Annotated in this window: 15 protein-coding genes; 13 read left to right on the top strand and 2 right to left on the bottom strand. The window is 73.3% G+C overall.

All coding sequences use genetic code 11. The features are described 5' to 3' along the window. Positions 1-158 precede the first annotated feature (158 nt). Positions 159-926, bottom strand: a complete 768-nt coding sequence (locus tag MPTA5024_RS33455; protein WP_036331732.1) for a bestrophin-like domain — start codon at positions 924-926, stop codon at positions 159-161. Between the two features lie 215 nt (positions 927-1,141). Here MPTA5024_RS33455 and MPTA5024_RS33450 point away from each other — a divergent pair, with 215 nt between their 5' ends. The 5 genes from MPTA5024_RS33450 (at position 1,142) to MPTA5024_RS33430 (ending at position 5,443) form a co-directional block, all read left to right on the top strand. Further along, positions 1,142-1,804, top strand: coding sequence for an NAD(P)H-binding protein (locus MPTA5024_RS33450; protein WP_036331730.1), 663 nt, complete (start codon positions 1,142-1,144; stop codon positions 1,802-1,804). A 340-nt stretch (positions 1,805-2,144) separates the two neighbouring features. Then, positions 2,145-2,492 (top strand): SPW repeat protein, encoded by a 348-nt coding sequence (locus MPTA5024_RS33445; protein WP_036331728.1) that lies wholly within the window; start codon positions 2,145-2,147, stop codon positions 2,490-2,492. A gap of 207 nt (positions 2,493-2,699) precedes the next feature. Next, positions 2,700-3,047, top strand: coding sequence for a bifunctional 3-phenylpropionate/cinnamic acid dioxygenase ferredoxin subunit (locus tag MPTA5024_RS33440; protein WP_036331726.1), 348 nt, complete (start codon positions 2,700-2,702; stop codon positions 3,045-3,047). Next, positions 3,044-4,210, top strand: coding sequence for an NAD(P)/FAD-dependent oxidoreductase (locus MPTA5024_RS33435; protein ID WP_036331724.1), 1,167 nt, complete (start codon positions 3,044-3,046; stop codon positions 4,208-4,210). The genes MPTA5024_RS33440 and MPTA5024_RS33435 overlap by 4 nt, the downstream gene beginning before the upstream one ends. A 99-nt stretch (positions 4,211-4,309) precedes the next feature. Beyond that, positions 4,310-5,443, top strand: a complete 1,134-nt coding sequence (locus MPTA5024_RS33430; protein ID WP_036332140.1) for an SRPBCC family protein — start codon at positions 4,310-4,312, stop codon at positions 5,441-5,443. Here the strand turns inward: MPTA5024_RS33430 and MPTA5024_RS33425 are convergent. Continuing rightward, positions 5,431-6,219 carry an IclR family transcriptional regulator gene (locus tag MPTA5024_RS33425; RefSeq protein WP_051458964.1) on the bottom strand — a complete coding sequence of 263 codons (789 nt, stop codon included), beginning with the start codon at positions 6,217-6,219 and terminating at the stop codon, positions 5,431-5,433. The genes MPTA5024_RS33430 and MPTA5024_RS33425 overlap by 13 nt on opposite strands. A 100-nt stretch (positions 6,220-6,319) precedes the next feature. Here MPTA5024_RS33425 and betA point away from each other — a divergent pair, with 100 nt between their 5' ends. The 8 genes from betA (at position 6,320) to MPTA5024_RS33385 (ending at position 18,118) form a co-directional block, all read left to right on the top strand. Next, positions 6,320-7,963 (top strand): choline dehydrogenase, encoded by a 1,644-nt coding sequence (gene betA / locus MPTA5024_RS33420; RefSeq protein ID WP_036331722.1) that lies wholly within the window; start codon positions 6,320-6,322, stop codon positions 7,961-7,963. Positions 7,964-7,968: 5 nt separating this feature from the next. Next, entirely contained in the window at positions 7,969-9,417 is a 1,449-nt protein-coding gene (locus MPTA5024_RS33415) for an aldehyde dehydrogenase family protein (RefSeq protein WP_232326767.1), read from the top strand. Positions 9,418-9,586: 169 nt separating this feature from the next. After that, positions 9,587-12,004 carry a GcvT family protein gene (locus tag MPTA5024_RS33410; RefSeq protein WP_036331719.1) on the top strand — a complete coding sequence of 806 codons (2,418 nt, stop codon included), beginning with the start codon at positions 9,587-9,589 and terminating at the stop codon, positions 12,002-12,004. A gap of 24 nt (positions 12,005-12,028) precedes the next feature. Then, entirely contained in the window at positions 12,029-13,309 is a 1,281-nt protein-coding gene (gene glyA, locus MPTA5024_RS33405) for a serine hydroxymethyltransferase (protein ID WP_036331716.1), read from the top strand. Between the two features lie 2 nt (positions 13,310-13,311). Then, positions 13,312-14,526 carry a sarcosine oxidase subunit beta family protein gene (locus tag MPTA5024_RS33400; RefSeq protein WP_036331714.1) on the top strand — a complete coding sequence of 405 codons (1,215 nt, stop codon included), beginning with the start codon at positions 13,312-13,314 and terminating at the stop codon, positions 14,524-14,526. Between the two features lie 19 nt (positions 14,527-14,545). After that, a complete protein-coding gene (locus MPTA5024_RS33395) occupies positions 14,546-14,800 on the top strand; it encodes a sarcosine oxidase subunit delta (RefSeq protein WP_036331711.1) in 255 nt (84 codons plus the stop codon). After that, entirely contained in the window at positions 14,797-17,568 is a 2,772-nt protein-coding gene (locus tag MPTA5024_RS33390) for a 2Fe-2S iron-sulfur cluster-binding protein (protein ID WP_036331709.1), read from the top strand. The genes MPTA5024_RS33395 and MPTA5024_RS33390 overlap by 4 nt, the downstream gene beginning before the upstream one ends. Beyond that, complete coding sequence (locus MPTA5024_RS33385) at positions 17,561-18,118, top strand: sarcosine oxidase subunit gamma (RefSeq protein WP_051458963.1); 558 nt, start codon at positions 17,561-17,563, stop codon at positions 18,116-18,118. The genes MPTA5024_RS33390 and MPTA5024_RS33385 overlap by 8 nt, the downstream gene beginning before the upstream one ends. Positions 18,119-18,210: the final 92 nt, after the last annotated feature.

The following is an 18,210-nucleotide window of genomic DNA, read 5'->3' as shown; positions in this document are numbered from 1 at the left end:
GGCCGGGACCGGGATCGTCCCGCCCGGCCGCGGCCTCGACCAGCACCGCGTCCGTGCCGTTCGCGGGCGGCCGCCCTGGCGACCGAGCGCCCGGCGCCGCGGCCGCGGTGGCCGCGAGCGCGAGGCCGGCGAGGGTTCCCGCCATCGCGCGTCTCATGTCACCGGCCCTCCGGGATGCGCTGGAACTCGTCCAGGGCGTTCACGAACGCGTCGGGCCGTACGGCGAGACCGCCGCTGAACGGGTGGGCGATGTCGAAGGCGAGGTAGACGCCGATCGCGAGCAGGCCGGCCATCAGCGTCATCGGGAGGAGCGCGGCGCCGCGCGGCCGGGCGCCCGCGATGAACGGGTAGAGCACGACCACCACACCGGTCACGATCGTCAGCAGCAGGACGCCGGGCGGCGGGGACGTCCGCGCGTCGGCGGCCCGCTGGCGGCGCGCGGAGAACAGGTCGGCCATCCGGTCGAGGACGGCGCTCCTGGCCTCGCGCGCGTCGTCGCCCGCCGGTTGGAGGGCGGCGACCCGGGCCCGCATGGACTCCAGCCGGGTCGTGCCCTCGGTGCTCAACGCGCCCCCGGACATTGCCGGCCACTCCTTGCCGATCACGTACCGGGTGTAGCCACGCAACTCGTCCTGCACCTGGGCGCCGTCCGGCAACGGGAGGCCGCCGGCCGCCCAGTAGGTCTCCACGAGCGCCTGGCTCTCGGCGTAGGTGTTCTGCCGGGCGGAGTCGGCCGTGGCCCACGGAACCACGATGGCGATGGCGAACACCAACAGGAACAGCGAGGACAGCATGGAGCCCGCGTGGCCCGCCGACATCCCCCGCGGATCTCGGTCGTCGGTGCCGTGGTCGAACGTGCGGAACAGGAAGGCGGCCAGGGCCACCAGGCCGACCGCGGCGACGACTGCGAGTACCAAGACCAGCATGACCATCCTCGGATACGCGGGCGCGAACCCTTACCGATCACTGACGGTTACATGACTATCACAAGAAGTAACCGGAGGGCATCCCTGTTTCGCGACTCGCTCTCGGCGGTTTCGCACGCGCCCGGTGCGGAACGGACGAAATGGGTACGCCGCCGTATCCGGCCCGGAATCGTCGCCGAGCCGCCTCGACGACCGACAACGGGGAGGAACGACCGATGCGCGTGGTGATCGCGGGTGGGCACGGGAAGATCGCGCTCCGGCTGGAACGGATCCTGGCGGAGCGCGGCGACGCGCCGGTCGGCCTGATCCGCGATCCCGCCCAGGCGGACGACGTGCGGGGGGCCGGCGCCGAGCCCGTGCTGTGCGACCTGGAGACGGCCGGGGTGGACGAGGTGGCCCGCGTCCTCCTGGGCGCGGGCGCGGCGGTCTTCGCGGCCGGCGCCGGGGCCGGCAGCGGCGTGGCCCGCAAGTACACGGTCGACCAGGGAGGGTCGGTGCTTCTGGCGAACGCCGCCGAACGGGCGGGCGTCGCGCGCTTCATCCAGATCTCCACCATGGGCGCGGGGTCGCCGCCGCCTCCCGGCTCGGACGAGGTCTGGGCGGCGTACGTCGCGGCGAAGACGGCCGCCGAGGACGACCTGCGCTCGCGTCCGCTCAACTGGACCATCCTGCGGCCGGGCCGGCTGACGGACGAGCCGGGCTCGGGGCTGGTGACGCTGGCCGACCCGCCGCTTCCGCGCGGGGCGATCCCGCGGGACGACGTCGCCTCGGTGATCGCCGCCCTGCTCGACACGCCCGACACCCGGCACCGGGTGCTCGAACTGATCGGCGGCGGCGTCCCGATCGACGAGGCCGTGCGTCTCGTGCTCTTCCGCTGACACAGGCGCCGGCCCACACTCGACGCCCGCCCACACTCGACGCCCGCCCACACTCGACGCCCGCCCAAACCCCGGGAACGCCACACCCCGGGAACGTTCACACCCCGGCGACGGCCGCGTCCCCCCGCCCGCCCATCCGGCGACGGCCGCGTCCCCCCGCCCGTCCCCACTCTGGCGACGGCCGCGTCCCCGTCCGCACCCTCGGCGCCGACGGTCCCGGCGCCGGACGGTCGCGTCACGGCGAGTTAGCTAACACTGACTGTCCGGAGTGTTGACCGGGCGGTCAATCAGGCAGACCGTCGGGATCAAACAGGTCATCTCTCCCACATCGGAGGCCCGGATGGATCTCACGAGATCGTTGTCCGACGTCGTCGCCCTCATCGCCGGCCTGGTGTCGGTGCTGGCCCCGTTCTTCTGGGCGAGCGACGTCAACGCGGCCGACCAGCCGCTGCTCCTCCTCGGCGCCCTGCTCGTGGTCTCCGCGCTCTGGGCGATCCTCGGCGCCGGCGGGGCGAGCTCCTGGGTGACCGCCGCCTTCGGCGCGCTGCTGTTCGTCTCGCCGTGGGCCTTCGGCTTCGACGGCCACGCCTCAGCGGCCTGGACGGCCTGGATCGCCGGCGCCGTCACCGTCGTGGTCGGCCTGCTGACCACCCTCCAGGTCCGCGGCCGCACGGCCGTCAACGCCTGATCCCTCCTCCGGTCACGCGGCCGGACCGGCACCCGCGCCCCGGGGTGCCCGGTCCGGCCGCTTTCGCATGCCCGCGGGTCCCTCTGGGAAATACCGGGACTAGCACGATTAGCCCGATTTGTCGCCTCTTGACTTTGGATGCCGGGCACCGCAATCTGTTGCGCATAGCGCTTCTTGTTCCGCTTTACACAACTTGGGGACTGCTGCATGATCCCTGCGTGCCCCCTCGCGGCCCTTCCCCGGGGCGAGGCCATCCGTCTCGACGCCGACCCGCCGATCGCCGTGTTCCACACCGAGGACGGCGAGCTGTACGCCATCGACGACACGTGCACCCACCAGGACGCCTCGCTGGCCGACGGATGGCTGGAGGGGTGCGAGGTGGAGTGCCCGCTGCACGCGTCGCGGTTCGACCTGCGCACCGGGCAGGTCGACGCGCCGCCCGCCAAGGCGCCCGTCCGCACCCACCGCGTCGTCGTGGAGGACGGCACGGTCTACGTCGAGCCGTCCGACCTGCCGCCCAACCTGCCGCCAGGCGTCCGCTCGAGGTCGGCGTGAGGTCGGTCGCGGTCGTCGGCGCGTCCCTGGCCGGGCTGTCCGCGGCCCGCGCCCTGCGCGCCCAGGGCTTCGACGGGCGGATCACGATGATCGGCGCCGAGTCCCACCGGCCGTACGACCGGCCGCCGCTGTCGAAGGAGTTCCTCGCCGGGCACCTCGCCGAGGCCGGCCTGGCGCTGGAGGCGGACGGGGAGGACCTCGCCGCGGAATGGCGGCTCGGAGCCGCGGCCACGAGCCTGGAGCGGCGGAGCGACGGCTTCGCGGTCCCTCTTACCGATGGGACGTCTGTCGAGGCCGACGGCGTGGTGATCGCGACCGGCGCCGTGGCCCGGGAGCTTCCGTGGCGCCTCGGCGGGGTCCACACGCTGCGCACGGTCGACGACGCCCGCGCGCTGCGCGACGACCTCGCCGGGGCGCGGCGGCTCGTCGTGATCGGCGCGGGGTTCATCGGCGCCGAGGTCGCCGCGACCGCCCGGACGCTCGGCCTGGACGTCGTCATCGTCGAGGTCGCCCCCGCGCCGTTCGCCCGGGCCCTCGGCCCGCGGATGGGCGCGGTCCTCGCCGGGTTGCACGAGGACCACGGCGTGCGCGTCGTCTGCGGCGTCGCCGTACGGGCCCTGACCGGGGACGGCCGGGTCGACGGCGTGCTGCTGGAGGACGGGCGGCGCCTGCCGGCCGACGTGGTGCTGGCGGGCATCGGCGCCCGTCCCGCCGTCGAGTGGCTGGAGGGCGCCGGGGTCGATGTGGGCGACGGAGTGCTGTGCGACGCTGGAGGAGGCACCAGCGTGCCCGGCGTCGTCGCGGCCGGCGACTGCGCCTCCTGGTTCGATCCCGGCCTGGGCCGCCACCACCGGGTCGAGCACTGGACCGGCGCGGCGCAGCGGCCCGCCACGGCGGTGTCCACACTCCTGTCCGGCGGGACAGCGGCGCCCGGCCAGGCCGCCCCGCCGTACCTCTGGTCGGACCAGTACGGCCGGCGCGTGCAGTTCGCGGGCCACGCCGGGCCCGGGGACGAGGTGACGGTCGAGGAGGGCGATCCGGACGCCCGCAGCTTCCTGGCGGTCTACCGCAGGGACGGCCGGACGACCGCCGTCCTCGGGGTGGACCAGGTGCGCCTGTTCACCCGGTGGCGCCGCCGGATCGAGCCCGTCGGCGCGCGATGAGCGACTCGGGGATCTCGCCGAGGGATAAGGAGTGGAAGTGAACCAGCAGACGGCCACCCCGTCATGGCGGACGACGCGGACCGGGGAAGGCGGCGCGGCGTGACCACGAGCAGCCTTCCTCCGAGCGTCATCGCCACCCTGCCCGGCACCTACTACACGGACGAGAACGTCTTCGGCCTGGAGCAGGCGCGGATCTTCGAGTCCATGTGGTTCTGCGCCGTCCGGGCCGCCGACCTGGCGAAGCCGGGGGCGTTCCGTACCGTGCAGATCGGCCGCGAGAGCGTGATCGTCAGCCGGTCGAAGGACGGCTCGATCCGCGCGTTCCTCAACGTGTGCCGTCACCGGGGCGCCCGGATCTGCACCGAGGAGTCCGGCGAGGTGCGCCGCGCCTTCCAGTGCCCGTACCACGCGTGGACCTACGACCTGGACGGCAAGCTCATCGCCGCGCCCAACCTGAGCAGGATGCCGGACATCGACCGCGTCGAGTTCGGCCTGGTGAAGGTGCACGTGCGGGAGTGGCTCGGGTACGTGTGGGTGTGCCTGGCCGACGAGCCGCGGCCGTTCGAGGAGGAGGTGCAGGCGCAGGTCGCCGGGCGCCTGGGCGACCTCGACGCGGTCCACAACTACGGCATCGAGAACCTCGCGCTGGGCCGCCGGATCGTCTACGACGTCAAGGCGAACTGGAAGCTCATCGTCGAGAACTTCATGGAGTGCTACCACTGCGCGACGATCCACCCCGAGCTCACCGAGGTGCTGCCGGAGTTCGCCGACGGCCTCGCCACCCAGCTGTACGTCGGGCACGGGGCGGAGTTCGGCGAGGGCGTCGAGGGCTTCACCGTGGACGGCTCGGCCGGCGTCGACCGCATCCCCGGGGTGAGCGAGACCCAGGACCGGCGCTACTACGGCCTGACGGTCAAGCCGACCATGTTCCTCAACCTGGTGCCCGACCACGTGATCCTGCACCGGATGTTCCCGCTCGCGGTGGACCGCACGATCGTCGAGTGCGACTGGCTGTTCCGCGCCGACGTGGTGGAGGACGGCCGGGACATCGGGCCCTCCGTGGAGCTGTTCCACCGGGTCAACGTCCAGGACTTCGACGCCTGCGAGCGCTGCCAGCCGGCGATGGGGTCGCGCGCGTACGCGCGGGGCGGCGTGCTGGTGCCGACCGAGCACCACATCGGCGCCTTCCACGAGTGGGTGCTCGACCGGCTCGGCACCGGTCAGCCGACGTAGCCCAGGCGGTGGCTGATGTCGTCGGCGCCCGCGACGAGCGAAGGAGCGAGCTCGTGCATGCGCTTCTCGCTGAACCGGTAGGCCGGGCCGGACGCGCTGACGGCGGCCACCACGTCCCCCTCGTACGACCGGATCGGGGCGGCGATGGCGTTCAGCCCGATCTCGTACTCCTCCACGGTGACCGCGTACCCCCTCCGGCGTGCCTCGTCGAGCTGCTGACGGAGCACGTCGGGGGAGGTCACCGTGTTCGGGGTGTAGCTCTCCAGCCCGGCGGCCGTGATGAGCTGCGCCCGCCGGCGCTCGTCGAGGTGGGCGAGCAGGACCTTGCCGCTGGAGGTGGCGTGCAGGGGCGTGAGCTGGCCCACCCAGTTGTGGGCCGTCACCGCGGACGGGCCGCGCACCTGGTCGAGGTTGACGGCGTAGTGGGAGCGGGCCACGGCCAGGTTGACGGTCTCGCCGATCTCCTCGGCCAGCCGGCGGCAGACCGGGCGGGCCTGCTGGGTGAGGTCGAGCCGGGCGGCGACGCCGCCGGCCAGGCGGATGATCCCGAAGCTGAGGCGGTACTTGCCGCGGTCCTCGGCCTGCTCGACCAGGCCCCGCGACTCCAGGGCGCCGAGCAGCCGGAACGCCGTCGACTTGTGCACCCCGATCTCCAGGGCGATCTCGCTCACCCCGGCCTCCCCCCGCTGGGACAGGATCTCCAGGATGCTGACGGCCCGGTCGACGGACTGGACGCCGCCACCCTCGGAGCGCGCGGACGCGGATTCGTCGGCCATAGCGGGACTGTAGCGCGCGGACGCGGGCTCCACGGCCGGTGCGCGTTGCGAATGGTGCACTCTATTGCGCATATCAATATCATCCTGCCCGGAGGCAGACATGTACGACTTTGTCATAGTCGGCGGTGGTTCAGTCGGAAGCGCCCTGGCGAACCGGCTGTCGGCCGATCCCTCGACCCGGGTGCTCGTGCTGGAGGCCGGACGGCCCGACTACATCTGGGACGTCTTCATCCACATGCCGGCGGCGCTGACCTTCCCCATCGGCAGCCGCTTCTATGACTGGAAGTACGAGTCCGAGCCCGAGCCGCACATGAACGGCCGCCGGATCTACCACGCCCGGGGCAAGGTGCTGGGCGGGTCCAGCAGCATCAACGGCATGATCTTCCAGCGCGGCAACCCGATGGACTACGAGCGCTGGGGCGCCGACCCGGGCATGGAGACCTGGGACTTCGCCCACTGCCTGCCGTACTTCAAGCGGATGGAGAACTGCCTGGCGGCCGCGCCGGACGACCCGATGCGCGGGCACGACGGGCCGCTGGCGCTGGAGCGCGGGCCGGCGACCAACCCGCTGTTCCGGGCGTTCTTCGAGGCCGTGCAGCAGGCCGGATACCCGCTGACCGACGACGTGAACGGCTACCGGCAGGAGGGGTTCGCCCCGTTCGACCGCAACATCCGGCGCGGCCGCCGCCTGTCGGCCGCCCGGGCCTACCTGCACCCGGTGATGAACCGCCCCAACCTGGAGGTGAAGACCCGGGCCTTCGTCACCAAGATCCTTTTCGAGGGCACCCGGGCCGTGGGCGTCGAGTACAACGGGACGACGGTCCGGGCCGGCGAGGTCATCCTGTGCGGCGGCGCGATCAACTCGCCCCAGCTCCTCCAGGTGTCCGGCGTCGGCAACGCCGCCGAGCTCAAGCGCCTCGGCGTCGGCGTCGTCCACGACCTCCCCGGCGTCGGGGAGAACCTCCAGGACCACCTGGAGGTCTACATCCAGTACGCCTGCAAGCAGCCGGTCTCCCTCCAGCCCGCGATGAAGTGGCGCAACCGGCCCTGGGTCGGCGCGCAGTGGCTGTTCCTGCGCAAGGGCCCGGGCGCCACCAACCACTTCGAGGCCGGCGGCTTCGTCCGCGGCAACGACGACGTCGACTACCCCAACCTGATGTTCCACTTCCTGCCGGTCGCCGTCCGGTACGACGGCAGCTCACCGGCGGGCGGGCACGGCTACCAGGTGCACATCGGCCCGATGTACTCCGACGCCCGGGGCTCGGTGAAGATCAAGAGCGCGGACCCCCGGGTGAAGCCGGCGCTGCGCTTCAACTACCTGTCCACCGAGCAGGACCGGCGGGAGTGGGTGGAGGCCGTGCGGGTGGCCCGCGCCATCCTCAACCAGCCCGCCATGGACGCGTTCAACGCGGGCGAGCTGTCGCCCGGCCCCGGCGTGGAGACCGACGAGCAGATCCTCGACTGGGTGGCCAGGGACGGCGAGACCGCGCTCCACCCGTCCTGCACGGCCCGGATGGGCGTCGACGAGATGTCCGTGGTCGACCCGCTCACGATGCGGGTGCACGGCCTGGAGGGCCTGCGGGTCGTGGACGCCTCCGTCATGCCGTACGTCACGAACGGCAACATCTACGCCCCGGTGATGATGGTCGCGGAGAAGGCGGCCGACCTGATCCTGGGCGACACTCCCCTGCCGCCCGAGCACGCGGAGTTCTACCGGCACCGTGAGACCCAGGAGCGGGCGTGAAGGATCTGTACATCGGCGGCCGGTGGCGCGAGGCGTCCGGCGGCGGCACCCGGGAGATCCGCTGCCCGGCCGACGGCACGCTCGCGGCGACCGTCTCCGAGGCCATACGGGCCGACACCGAGAGCGCGATCGCCGCGGCCCGCGAGGCGTTCGACGAGGGCCCGTGGCCCCGCACACCCGAGGTCGAGCGCGGCCGGCTGCTCCTGCGGGTGGCGGACCTGCTGGAGCGGGACCGCAAGGAGATCGCCACGGCCGAGTCCACGGACACCGGCAAGCGGCTGGTCGAGAGCGAGTACGACGTGGACGACGTCGTGCGCTGCTTCCGCTACTTCGGCGGTATCGCGGGCACGGACGCCGGCCGCGTGGTCGACACCGGCCGCCCCGACGCCGTCAGCCGGATCGTCTACGAGCCGGTCGGCGTGTGCGGGCTGATCACACCCTGGAACTACCCCCTCCTCCAGACGTCGTGGAAGGTGGCACCGGCCCTGGCGGCCGGGAACACGTTCGTGCTCAAGCCGAGCGAGCTGACGCCGTCCACCGCGATCCTGCTGATGCGCCTGCTGGAGGAGGCCGGGCTGCCGCCTGGCGCGGGCAACCTCGTGCTGGGGGCGGGCGCGGAGGCCGGCGCGCCGCTGGCCGAGCATCCGGACGTGGACATGGTCTCCTTCACCGGGGGTCTGGCCACCGGACGGACGATCATGGCCGCGGCGGCGGGCACCGTGAAGAAGGTCGCGCTGGAGCTCGGCGGCAAGAACCCCAACATCGTCTTCGCCGACGCGGACGTCGACACCGCCGTCGACTTCGCGCTCACCGCCGTCTTCCTCCACTCCGGGCAGGTCTGCTCCGCAGGGGCGCGGCTGCTGGTCGAGGACTCGCTGCACGACGCGTTCGTGGACGAGGTCGTCCGGCGGGCCGGGCGGATCAGGCTCGGCGGGCCGTTCGACCCCGACGCCGAGACCGGGCCGCTGATCTCCGCCGCCCACCTCGCCAAGGTGGAGGCGTACGTCCAGGCCGGGATCGCCGAGGGCGCCGTCCTGCGGTGCGGCGGCCGGCGGCTGGACGGCCCGGGTCACTTCTACCCGCCGACCGTCCTGGACGAGTGCCACCGCGGCATGCGGGTGGTCCGGGAGGAGTCGTTCGGGCCGGTGCTGACCGTCGAGCGGTTCCGGGACGAGGACGAGGCGGTCCGGCTCGGCAACGACACCGACTACGGCCTCGCCGGGGCCGTGTGGACCCGGGACGCCGGCAAGGCCCAGCGGGTCGCCGCCCGGCTACGGCACGGCACCGTCTGGATCAACGACTACCACCCGTACGTGCCGCAGGCGGAGTGGGGCGGGTTCAAGCAGTCCGGCGTCGGGCGCGAGCTGGGGCCGACCGGGCTGAACGAGTACCGCGAGATCAAGCACGTCTGGCAGAACATCGACCCGCGTCCCCAGAACTGGTTCCGTCCCTGAGATCCCACCTGAGACGCCCGCCCGCCGCGGGCGTCTCAGGCATGCCTCCCAACAGGCACGATGCGCCCCCGGTGAGGCCGGAACCGGTTATTGACAGTGCCGTGGCAAACGGGGGACATTGTTGCGGGACGCGCATGTCGTTTCGGAATGCGCAACGACGGAGGTGTGTATGGCAGGGCCACGCGTCGTCATCATCGGAGCCGGGGTCGTCGGGGCAGCCCTCGCGGAGGAGCTGTCCGCCAGGGGATGGGACCAGATCACGGTCGTGGACCAGGGCCCGGTGCCGGCGACGGGAGGCTCCTCGTCCCACGCCCCCGGGCTGGTGTTCCAGACGAACTCCTCCAAGACGATGACCGAGATGGCCCGCTACACCGTCGAGAAGCTGAGCGCGCTCGGCTGCTTCCTGCAGGTGGGCGGTCTGGAGGTGGCCACCACGCCGGAGCGGCTCACCGAGCTGCGGCGCCGGCACGGGTGGGCGACGGCCTGGGGCCTTGAGGCCCACCTGCTCACGCCGGACGAGTGCGTCGAGCGGCACTCGCTGCTGGACGCCGGGCGCGTGCTCGGCGGGCTCTTCGTCCCCACCGACGGCCTGGCCAAGGCCGTGCGCGCCGTCGACGTCCAGCTCACCCGGGCCCGGGAGCGGGGCGTGCGGGTGCTCGACCGCCACGAGGTGCTCGACATCCGCGTGGTGGACGGCCGGGTCGCCTCCGTGTTCACCTCGGGCGGGGAGATCCCGGCCGACGTGGTGGTGTGCTGCGCGGGGATCTGGGGCCCCCGGGTCGCGCGCATGGTGGGGATGACCCTCCCCCTGACGCCGCTCGCCCATCAGCTCGCCTGGACGGGACCCGTCCCCGGGCTGCACGGGCAGGCCGAGGAGGCGGTCCGGCCGATCCTGCGCCACCAGGACAGCGACCTCTACTACCGGGAGCGGTTCGACCGGCTCGGCATCGGCTACTACGGCCACCGGCCGATGCCGATCACCGCCGACGAGATCCTCTCCGTGGACGCCGCCGAGGTCATGCCGTCGGTCACGCCGTTCACCGAGGACGACTTCGCCCCGGCCTGGGCCGAGACCCGGTCGCTGCTGCCCGGGACCGGCGAGACGAAGATCGAGGAGGGCATCAACGGGCTCTTCTCGTTCACGCCGGACAACATGCCGCTGCTCGGCGAGTCGCCCGAGGTCAAGGGCTTCTGGGTGGCCGAGGCCGTGTGGGTGACCCATTCGGCGGGCGTCGGGCGGGCGATGGCCGAGTGGCTGGCCGACGGCCACTGCTCGTCGTTCGACCTGCACGAGTGCGACGTCAACCGGTTCGAGCCGCACCAGCTCGCCCCCGACTACGTGCTGGCCCGCGACTGCCAGAACTACGTCGAGGTCTACGACATCATCCACCCGCTGGAGCCCCCGGCGAACCTGCGGCCGCTGCGCACCAGCCCCTTCCACACCCGGCAGCGCGAGCTGGGGGCGTACTTCCTGGAGGCCTCCGGCTGGGAGCGCCCCCAGTGGTACGAGGCCAACGCGGCCCTGCTCGACGGCCGCGACATCCCCCACCCGGGCGACTGGGCGTCCCGGCACTGGTCCCCGATCGTCGGCGCCGAGGCCCAGGCCTCCCGCGAGACGGTCGCCCTGTACGACATGACCGCGCTGAAGCGGATCGAGGTGGCCGGCCCGGGCGCCACCGCCTTCCTCCAGCGCCTGTCGACGGGCGACGTGGACAAGTCGGTCGGCTCGGTGACGTACTGCCTGCTCCTCGACGAGGACGGCGGCATCCGCAGCGACATCACGGTCGCCCGGCTCGGGCGCGACCTGTACCAGGTCGGCGCCAACGGCAACCTCGACCTCGACTGGTTCCACCGGCACGCCACCGGGGACGTGGTGATCCGCGACATCACGGCCGGCACCTGCTGCGTGGGCCTCTGGGGGCCGAGGGCCCGCGACGTGGTGGAGCCGCTGGCCGGCCCCGACTTCGGCAAGGACGGCTTCCGCTACTTCCGGGCCAAGCGGGGGTACGTGGGCCCGGTGCCGGTGACCGCGCTGCGCCTGTCCTACATCGGCGAGCTGGGCTGGGAGCTCTACACGACGGCCGACATGGGCGCCAAGCTCTGGGACGTCCTGTGGGAGGCCGGGCGGCCGCACGGGATCGTCGCGGGCGGCCGGGGGGCGTTCAACAGCCTCCGGCTGGAGAAGGGCTACCGGTCCTTCGGCACCGACATGACGTACGAGCACGACCCGTACGAGGCGGGCCTCGGGTTCGCCGTGAAGCCGGACAAGGGCGACTTCATCGGCCGCACCGCCCTGCTCGCCCGGCGCGAGTCGGTGCGCCGCCGGCTCACCTGCCTCACGATCGACGGCCCCGAGGCGGTCGTGATGGGCAAGGAGCCGGTGTACGACGGCGACACCTGCGTGGGCTACGTCACCAGCGCCGCCTACGGCTACACCGTCGGCAAGGGCATCGCCTACGCCTGGCTCCCGGTCGAGCTGTCCGCTCCCGGTCAGGTCGTCCACATCGGCTACTTCGACCGGCGCGTCCCCGCCGTCGTCGCGCAGGAGCCGCTCTTCGACCCGGCAATGGAACGTCTCCGCGGCTGACGCGGCGTCTTTGGAGGATTCACCGTGAACCCACCCGAATCGCTGGCCGACGCGCCGCTCGACGAGGTCGACCCCGAGGTCGCCGCGGCCATCGGCGACGAACTGCGCCGCCAGCAGTCCACCCTTGAGATGATCGCCAGCGAGAACTTCGCCCCCGTGTCGGTCATGCGGGCGCAGGGCTCGGTCCTGACCAACAAGTACGCCGAGGGGTACCCGGGCCGGCGCTACTACGGCGGCTGCGAGCACGTCGACGTGGTCGAGCAGCTGGCGATCGACCGGGTGCGTGCGCTGTTCGGCGCGGAGGCGGCCAACGTGCAGCCGCACTCCGGGGCGCAGGCCAACGCCGCCGCGATGGCCGCGCTGCTGGAGCCGGGCGACACGATCCTCGGTCTCGATCTGGCCCACGGCGGCCACCTGACCCACGGGATGCGCATCAACTTCTCCGGCAGGCTGTACCGCGTGGTGGCCTACCACGTGCGCGAGAGCGACAGCCTGGTGGACATGGACGAGGTGGAGCGCCTGGCCCGCGAGCACCGGCCCAAGCTGATCATCGCGGGCTGGTCGGCCTACCCCCGCCACCTCGACTTCGCGGCCTTCCGGCGCGTCGCCGACGAGGTCGGGGCGTACCTGATGGTGGACATGGCGCACTTCGCCGGGCTCGTCGCGGCCGGGCTGCACCCCTCGCCCGTGCCGCACGCGCACGTGGTCACGACGACCACGCACAAGACGCTCGGCGGCCCGCGCGGCGGCGTCGTGCTGTCCACCGGGGAGCTGGCCAAGAAGATCAACTCGGCCGTGTTCCCCGGGCAGCAGGGCGGCCCGCTGGAACACGTCATCGCCGCCAAGGCCGTGGCGTTCAAGATCGCCGCGGGTGAGTGGTTCCGCGACCGCCAGCGCCGCACGCTGGAGGGGGCCCGGATCCTCGCCGAACGGTTGCTGCGCCCCGACACGGCGGCGGCCGGCGTGCGCGTCCTGTCCGGCGGCACCGACGTCCACCTCGTGCTGGTCGACCTGCGGGAGTCGGAGCTCGACGGCCGCCAGGCGGAGGACCGGCTGCACGCCGCCGGGATCACCGTCAACCGCAACGCCGTGCCGTTCGACCCCCGGCCGCCCATGGTCACCTCGGGCCTGCGGATCGGCACCCCCGCGCTCGCCACCCGCGGGTTCGAGGCCGCCGACTTCGCCGAGGTGTCGGACGTCATCGCGGCGACGCTGCGCGGCGACGGGTCCGAGGCGGAGATCGCCCACCTGCGCGGACGGGTCGAGGCGCTCGCCGCCAAGCACCCGCTCTACCCCGGAGTCTGACGATGCGCGACGTCCCTCCCCAGCCCGAGCGGCTGTGGACCAGTCCCGAGCCCAAGCGGTCGTACGACGTGGTGATCGTGGGCGCCGGCGGCCACGGCCTGGCCACGGCGTACTACCTGGCCAAGAACCACGGCGTCACCGACGTCGCCGTGCTGGAGCGCGGCTGGCTGGCCGGCGGCAACATGGCACGCAACACCACGATCATCCGGTCCAACTACCTGTGGGACGAGAGCGCCGGGATCTACGAGCACGCGCTCAAGCTCTGGGAGGGGCTGGAGGAGGACCTCGGCTACCCGCTGCTGTTCAGCCAGCGCGGCGTGCTCAACCTGGCCCACAGCCTCCAGGACGTGCGCGACGGCGTCCGCCGGGTGCACGCCAACCGGCTCAACGGCGTGGACGCCGAGTGGCTCGGCCCGGAGGAGGTCAAGGAGGTCTGCCCGATCGTCGACGTGTCCCCCGGCGTCCGCTACCCGGTGCTCGGGGCGACGTACCAGCCGAGGGCCGGCATCGCCAAGCACGACTACGTCGCCTGGGGATACGCGCGGGCGGCCGCCGCGATGGGCGTCCACCTCATCGAGAACTGCGAGGTCACCGGCGTCGAGGTGACGGACGGCCGGGCCGTGGCCGTGCACACGCCGCTGGGACGGATCGCCGCGGGGAAGGTGGCCCTGGCCGCCGCCGGGCACACGTCCGTCGTCGCGGAGACCGCGGGGGTGCGGCTGCCGCTGCAGACCCACCCGCTGCAGGCCCTGGTGTCCGAGCTGCTGGAGCCGGTCCACCCGACCGTCGTCATGTCGAACTCCGTGCACGTGTACGTCAGCCAGGCCCACAAGGGCGAGCTCGTCATGGGCGCCGGCATCGACGCGTACAACTCCTATCGCCAGCGGGGGGCGTTCCACGTCATCGAGCGGCAGATGTCGGCGGCGCTGGAGCTGTTCCCGGTCTTCGCCCGGGCCCACGTGCTGCGGACCTGGGCCGGGATCGTCGACGTGAGCCCCGACGCCTCCCCGATCGTCGGGCTCACCCCCGTCGAGGACCTGTACGTCAACTGCGGCTGGGGCACCGGCGGGTTCAAGGCGACCCCCGGCGTGGGCTGGTGCTACGCGCACACGATCGCCCACGGCGAGCCGCACCCCCTGGCCGCCCCCTTCTCGCTCGAACGGTTCACCACCGGCGCGCTCGTGGACGAGCACGGCGCCGCGGCCGTCGCCCACTAACGACCTGGAGCCGACCCCGATGCTGTTGATCCCCTGTCCGTGGTGCGGGCCGCGTGACGAGGCCGAGTTCCACTACGGCGGTCAGGCGCACGTCGCCTACCCCGCGGACCCCGCCGCGCTGTCCGACGAGGAGTGGGCGCGGTACCTCTTCTTCCGCGACAACCCGAAGGGCCGCTTCGCGGAGCGGTGGAGCCACACGGCCGGCTGCCGCCGGTGGTTCACGCTCACCCGCGACACCGCGACCGGCGTGTTCGAAGCGGGGGCGGGCGCATGACCTCCCGCCGCCGCGAGGGCGTCGCGGGCGAGACGCTGCGGTTCCGATACGACGGGCGCGACTACGAGGGGCTGCGGGGCGACACGCTGGCCGCGGCGCTGCTCGCCAACGGCGTCCGCGCCGTCGTCCGCAGCGAGGGCCTCGGCCGGCCCCGCGGGATCTACGCGGCCTGGACCGAGGAGCCCAACGCGCTCGTCCAGATCGAGGAGCCGTTCCCCGAGCCGATGCTCCAGGCCACGACCGTCGAGCTGTACGACGGGCTGGTGGCCACCGGGCTCGGCGGCAGGGGCCGCCTGGCCGACCGCCCGGACCCGGCCCGCTACGACGCCGTCCACGCGCACTGCGACGTACTGGTGGTCGGCGCGGGACCGGCGGGGCTCGCGGCGGCGACCGCGGCGGCCGCCTCCGGGGCCCGGGTGATCCTCGCCGACGACAGGCCGGCGGCCGGGGGCTGCCTGCCCGACACCGGCGAGACCGTCGACGGGGTCTCCGGGACGACCTGGGCCGCCGGCATGCTCGCCGAGCTGGCCGGGCGGCCGGAGGCGCGGGTGCTGCCGCGCACCACCGTGTTCGGCTACTACGACGACAACTACCTGGTGGCGGTCGAGCGGCGGGAGGAGGGCGCGGCGTCGCGCGAGCGGATCTGGCGGATCAGGGCCCGGCGCGTCGTACTGGCCACCGGCGCCCACGAGCGGCCGATCGCCTTCGCCGGCAACGACCGGCCGGGGGTCATGCTGGCCGGCGCGGCCCGGGCCTACGCCAACCGGTACGGCGTGCTCGCGGGCCGCCGCGCCGTCGTGTTCACCACCGGCGACGGCGCCTACGACGCCGCCCGCGACCTCGCCGCGGCCGGCGTCGAGATCGCCGCCGTCGCCGACGTGCGGCGGGAGGCCCCCGCGCTCGCCGGGACCGACGTGCTGAGCGGGCACGTCGTCACGGGCGTCGGAGCGGCCCAGGACGGCTCGGTCGCGTCCGTGACCGTGTCCGGGCCTTCCGGGGAGCGGGAGATCGAGGCCGACCTGCTGCTCGTGTCCGGCGGCTGGAACCCGGTCGTCCACCTGTTCAGCCAGTCGGGCGGCGCCCTGCGGTTCGACGAGGAGCTCCACGCCTTCGTGCCCGGAGAGGCGGCCCAGGCCGTCGAGGTCGCCGGGGCGGCCCGGGGCGTGTACACGCTCGCCGGCTGCCTGGAGGACGGCGTCGCCGCCGGGACGCGGGCGGCCGAGGCCGCCGGGTTCCGGGTCCCGCCGCGTCCCGTCCCCGCCGCGGAGCGGGTGACGGCGCTGCCGTCCGGACGCCTGTGGCTGGTGCCCGCCGACGACTACGCGACCCACTTCGTCGACCTCCAGCGCGAGGTCACGGTGGCCGACGTCATGCGGGCCACGGAGGCCGGGCTGCGCTCGGTCGAGCACGTCAAGCGGTACACCACGGCGGGCACGGCCCACGACCAGGGCAAGCTGTCCGGCGTGCTGACGAGCGCGGTCGTCGCCCACGTCACGGGGGTGGAGATCGGCGACCTCGGCACCACCACCTTCCGGGCGCCGTACGCGCCGGTGAGCTTCGCGGCCCTGGCCGGGCGCGACCGCGGCATGCTCCACGACCCCGTCCGGGTCACCTCGCTGCACGGCTGGCACGCGGCGCACGGCGCGCTGTTCGAGAACGTCGGGCAGTGGAAGCGGCCCTGGTACTACCCCCGGCCCGGCGAGGACATGGAGACCGCCGTCCTCCGCGAATGCCGGGCCGTGCGGGAGGGCGCCGGCGCCATGGACGCCTCCACGCTCGGCAAGATCGACGTGCAGGGCCCGGGCGCCGCCGAGTTCCTCGACCGGCTCTACACGAACATGATGAGCACGCTCAAGGTCGGCGCCATCCGGTACGGCGTGATGTGCCGGGCCGACGGCATGGTCTTCGACGACGGCACGGTCATGCGGCTGGCGGAGGACCGGTTCCTGGCCACCACGACCACCGGCAACGCCGCCGCCGTCCTCGACTGGATGGAGGAGTGGCTGCAGACCGAGTGGCCCTCGCTGCGGGTCTACTGCACCTCGGTCACCGAGCACTGGGCCACGGTCGCCCTGGCCGGCCCGCGCTCGCGCGCGGTGCTGGCCGGGCTCGCCCCCGGCCTCGCCGTGGACGCCGCCAGCTTCCCGTTCATGACGTGGCGGGACGCCGAGGTGGCCGGGATCCCGGCCCGGGTCTGCCGGATCAGCTTCTCCGGGGAGCTGGCCTACGAGATCAACGTCAACGCGTGGGACGGCCTCGCCCTCTGGGAGGCGGTGATGGGCACCGGCGTCGTCACGCCGTACGGGACCGAGACCATGCACGTCCTGCGGGCCGAGAAGGGCTACCCGATCATCGGGCAGGACACCGACGGCACCGTCACCCCCGCCGACCTCGGCATGGACTGGGTGGTGTCGAAGAAGAAGGCCGACTTCGTCGGCAAGCGGTCCCACACCCGCGCCGACACCTCCCGGCCCGACCGCAAGCACCTGGTGGGCCTGCTCCCGGAGGATCCCGGGCTGCTGCTGCCCGAGGGCGCCCACCTCGTGGCGACCTCCCGGCTGCCCGAGCCGCCGGTGCGGGCGCTCGGGCACGTCACCTCCAGCTACCGCAGCGCCGCGCTCGGCCGCACGTTCGCGCTCGCCCTGGTCAGCGGCGGGCGCGAGCGGATCGGCGAGCGGCTGTACGTCCCGCTGGGCGGCGACCCGGTGCCCGTGACCGTCACCCACCACGTCCTCTACGACCCCGAGGGAGCCCGCCGCGATGGCTGAGCGACTGAGCCCGCTGGCCGGGTTCGAGCCGGTGTCCGCCGAGAGCCTGCGCATCGAGGAGATCCCGTTCCTCACGCAGCTCGACGTGCGGGCCGACCCCAAGAGCCGGGCCGCGGCCGAGATCGGGCTCGCCCTCGGCGTCCCGCTGCCCACCGAGCCGGGCACGTACGCGAGCGGCGACTGCGACGTCCTCTGGACGGGACCCGACGAGTGGCTGGTGCTCGCCCCGCCCGGCGCCGAGGGACTGGAGGGCCGGCTGCGGGAGGCCTGCGCGGGCGCCCACGTGGGGATCACCGACGTGTCGGCCCAGCGGACGGCCGTCCTCGTTGACGGCCCCCGCTCCCGGGACCTGCTGGCCCACGGCTGCGCCCTCGACCTGCACCCGCGGGTGTTCGGGCCGGGCCGCTGCGCCCAGACCGTGCTCGCCCGGGCCCAGGTCGTGCTGGCGGCCAGGGAGGGCGACGCGTTCACGGTCCTCGTCCGCTCGTCCTTCGCCGGCTACCTGGGCGCCTGGCTGCTCGACGCCGCGGCGGAACACCTTCTAGACTGATCCACATGAACCGTACGTCGTGCCTGAACTGGTGGCGCTCCTCATAGGAGCGGCTGTCACGCACGACCGGGGCCGTTCGATTGGACGGCCCT

This window comes from Microbispora sp. ATCC PTA-5024 (genome assembly GCF_000511135.2).
GTDB classification, from domain to species: domain Bacteria; phylum Actinomycetota; class Actinomycetes; order Streptosporangiales; family Streptosporangiaceae; genus Microbispora; species Microbispora corallina.
Note: the sequence above shows the minus strand (reverse complement) of the source record. Positions and strands in the feature narration are given on the sequence as shown.

Bases quoted from the DNA above. Each gene is read 5' to 3' on its own strand.
- MPTA5024_RS33455 (WP_036331732.1), bottom strand. From the start codon at position 926: ATGCTGGTCTTGGTACTCGCAGTCGTCGCCGCGGTCGGCCTGGTGGCC.
- MPTA5024_RS33450 (WP_036331730.1), top strand. From the start codon at position 1,142: ATGCGCGTGGTGATCGCGGGTGGGCACGGGAAGATCGCGCTCCGGCTG.
- MPTA5024_RS33445 (WP_036331728.1), top strand. From the start codon at position 2,145: ATGGATCTCACGAGATCGTTGTCCGACGTCGTCGCCCTCATCGCCGGC.
- MPTA5024_RS33440 (WP_036331726.1), top strand. From the start codon at position 2,700: ATGATCCCTGCGTGCCCCCTCGCGGCCCTTCCCCGGGGCGAGGCCATC.
- MPTA5024_RS33425 (WP_051458964.1), bottom strand. From the start codon at position 6,219: ATGGCCGACGAATCCGCGTCCGCGCGCTCCGAGGGTGGCGGCGTCCAG.
- betA (WP_036331722.1), top strand. From the start codon at position 6,320: ATGTACGACTTTGTCATAGTCGGCGGTGGTTCAGTCGGAAGCGCCCTG.
- MPTA5024_RS33410 (WP_036331719.1), top strand. From the start codon at position 9,587: ATGGCAGGGCCACGCGTCGTCATCATCGGAGCCGGGGTCGTCGGGGCA.
- MPTA5024_RS33400 (WP_036331714.1), top strand. From the start codon at position 13,312: ATGCGCGACGTCCCTCCCCAGCCCGAGCGGCTGTGGACCAGTCCCGAG.
- MPTA5024_RS33395 (WP_036331711.1), top strand. From the start codon at position 14,546: ATGCTGTTGATCCCCTGTCCGTGGTGCGGGCCGCGTGACGAGGCCGAG.
- MPTA5024_RS33390 (WP_036331709.1), top strand. From the start codon at position 14,797: ATGACCTCCCGCCGCCGCGAGGGCGTCGCGGGCGAGACGCTGCGGTTC.
- MPTA5024_RS33385 (WP_051458963.1), top strand. From the start codon at position 17,561: ATGGCTGAGCGACTGAGCCCGCTGGCCGGGTTCGAGCCGGTGTCCGCC.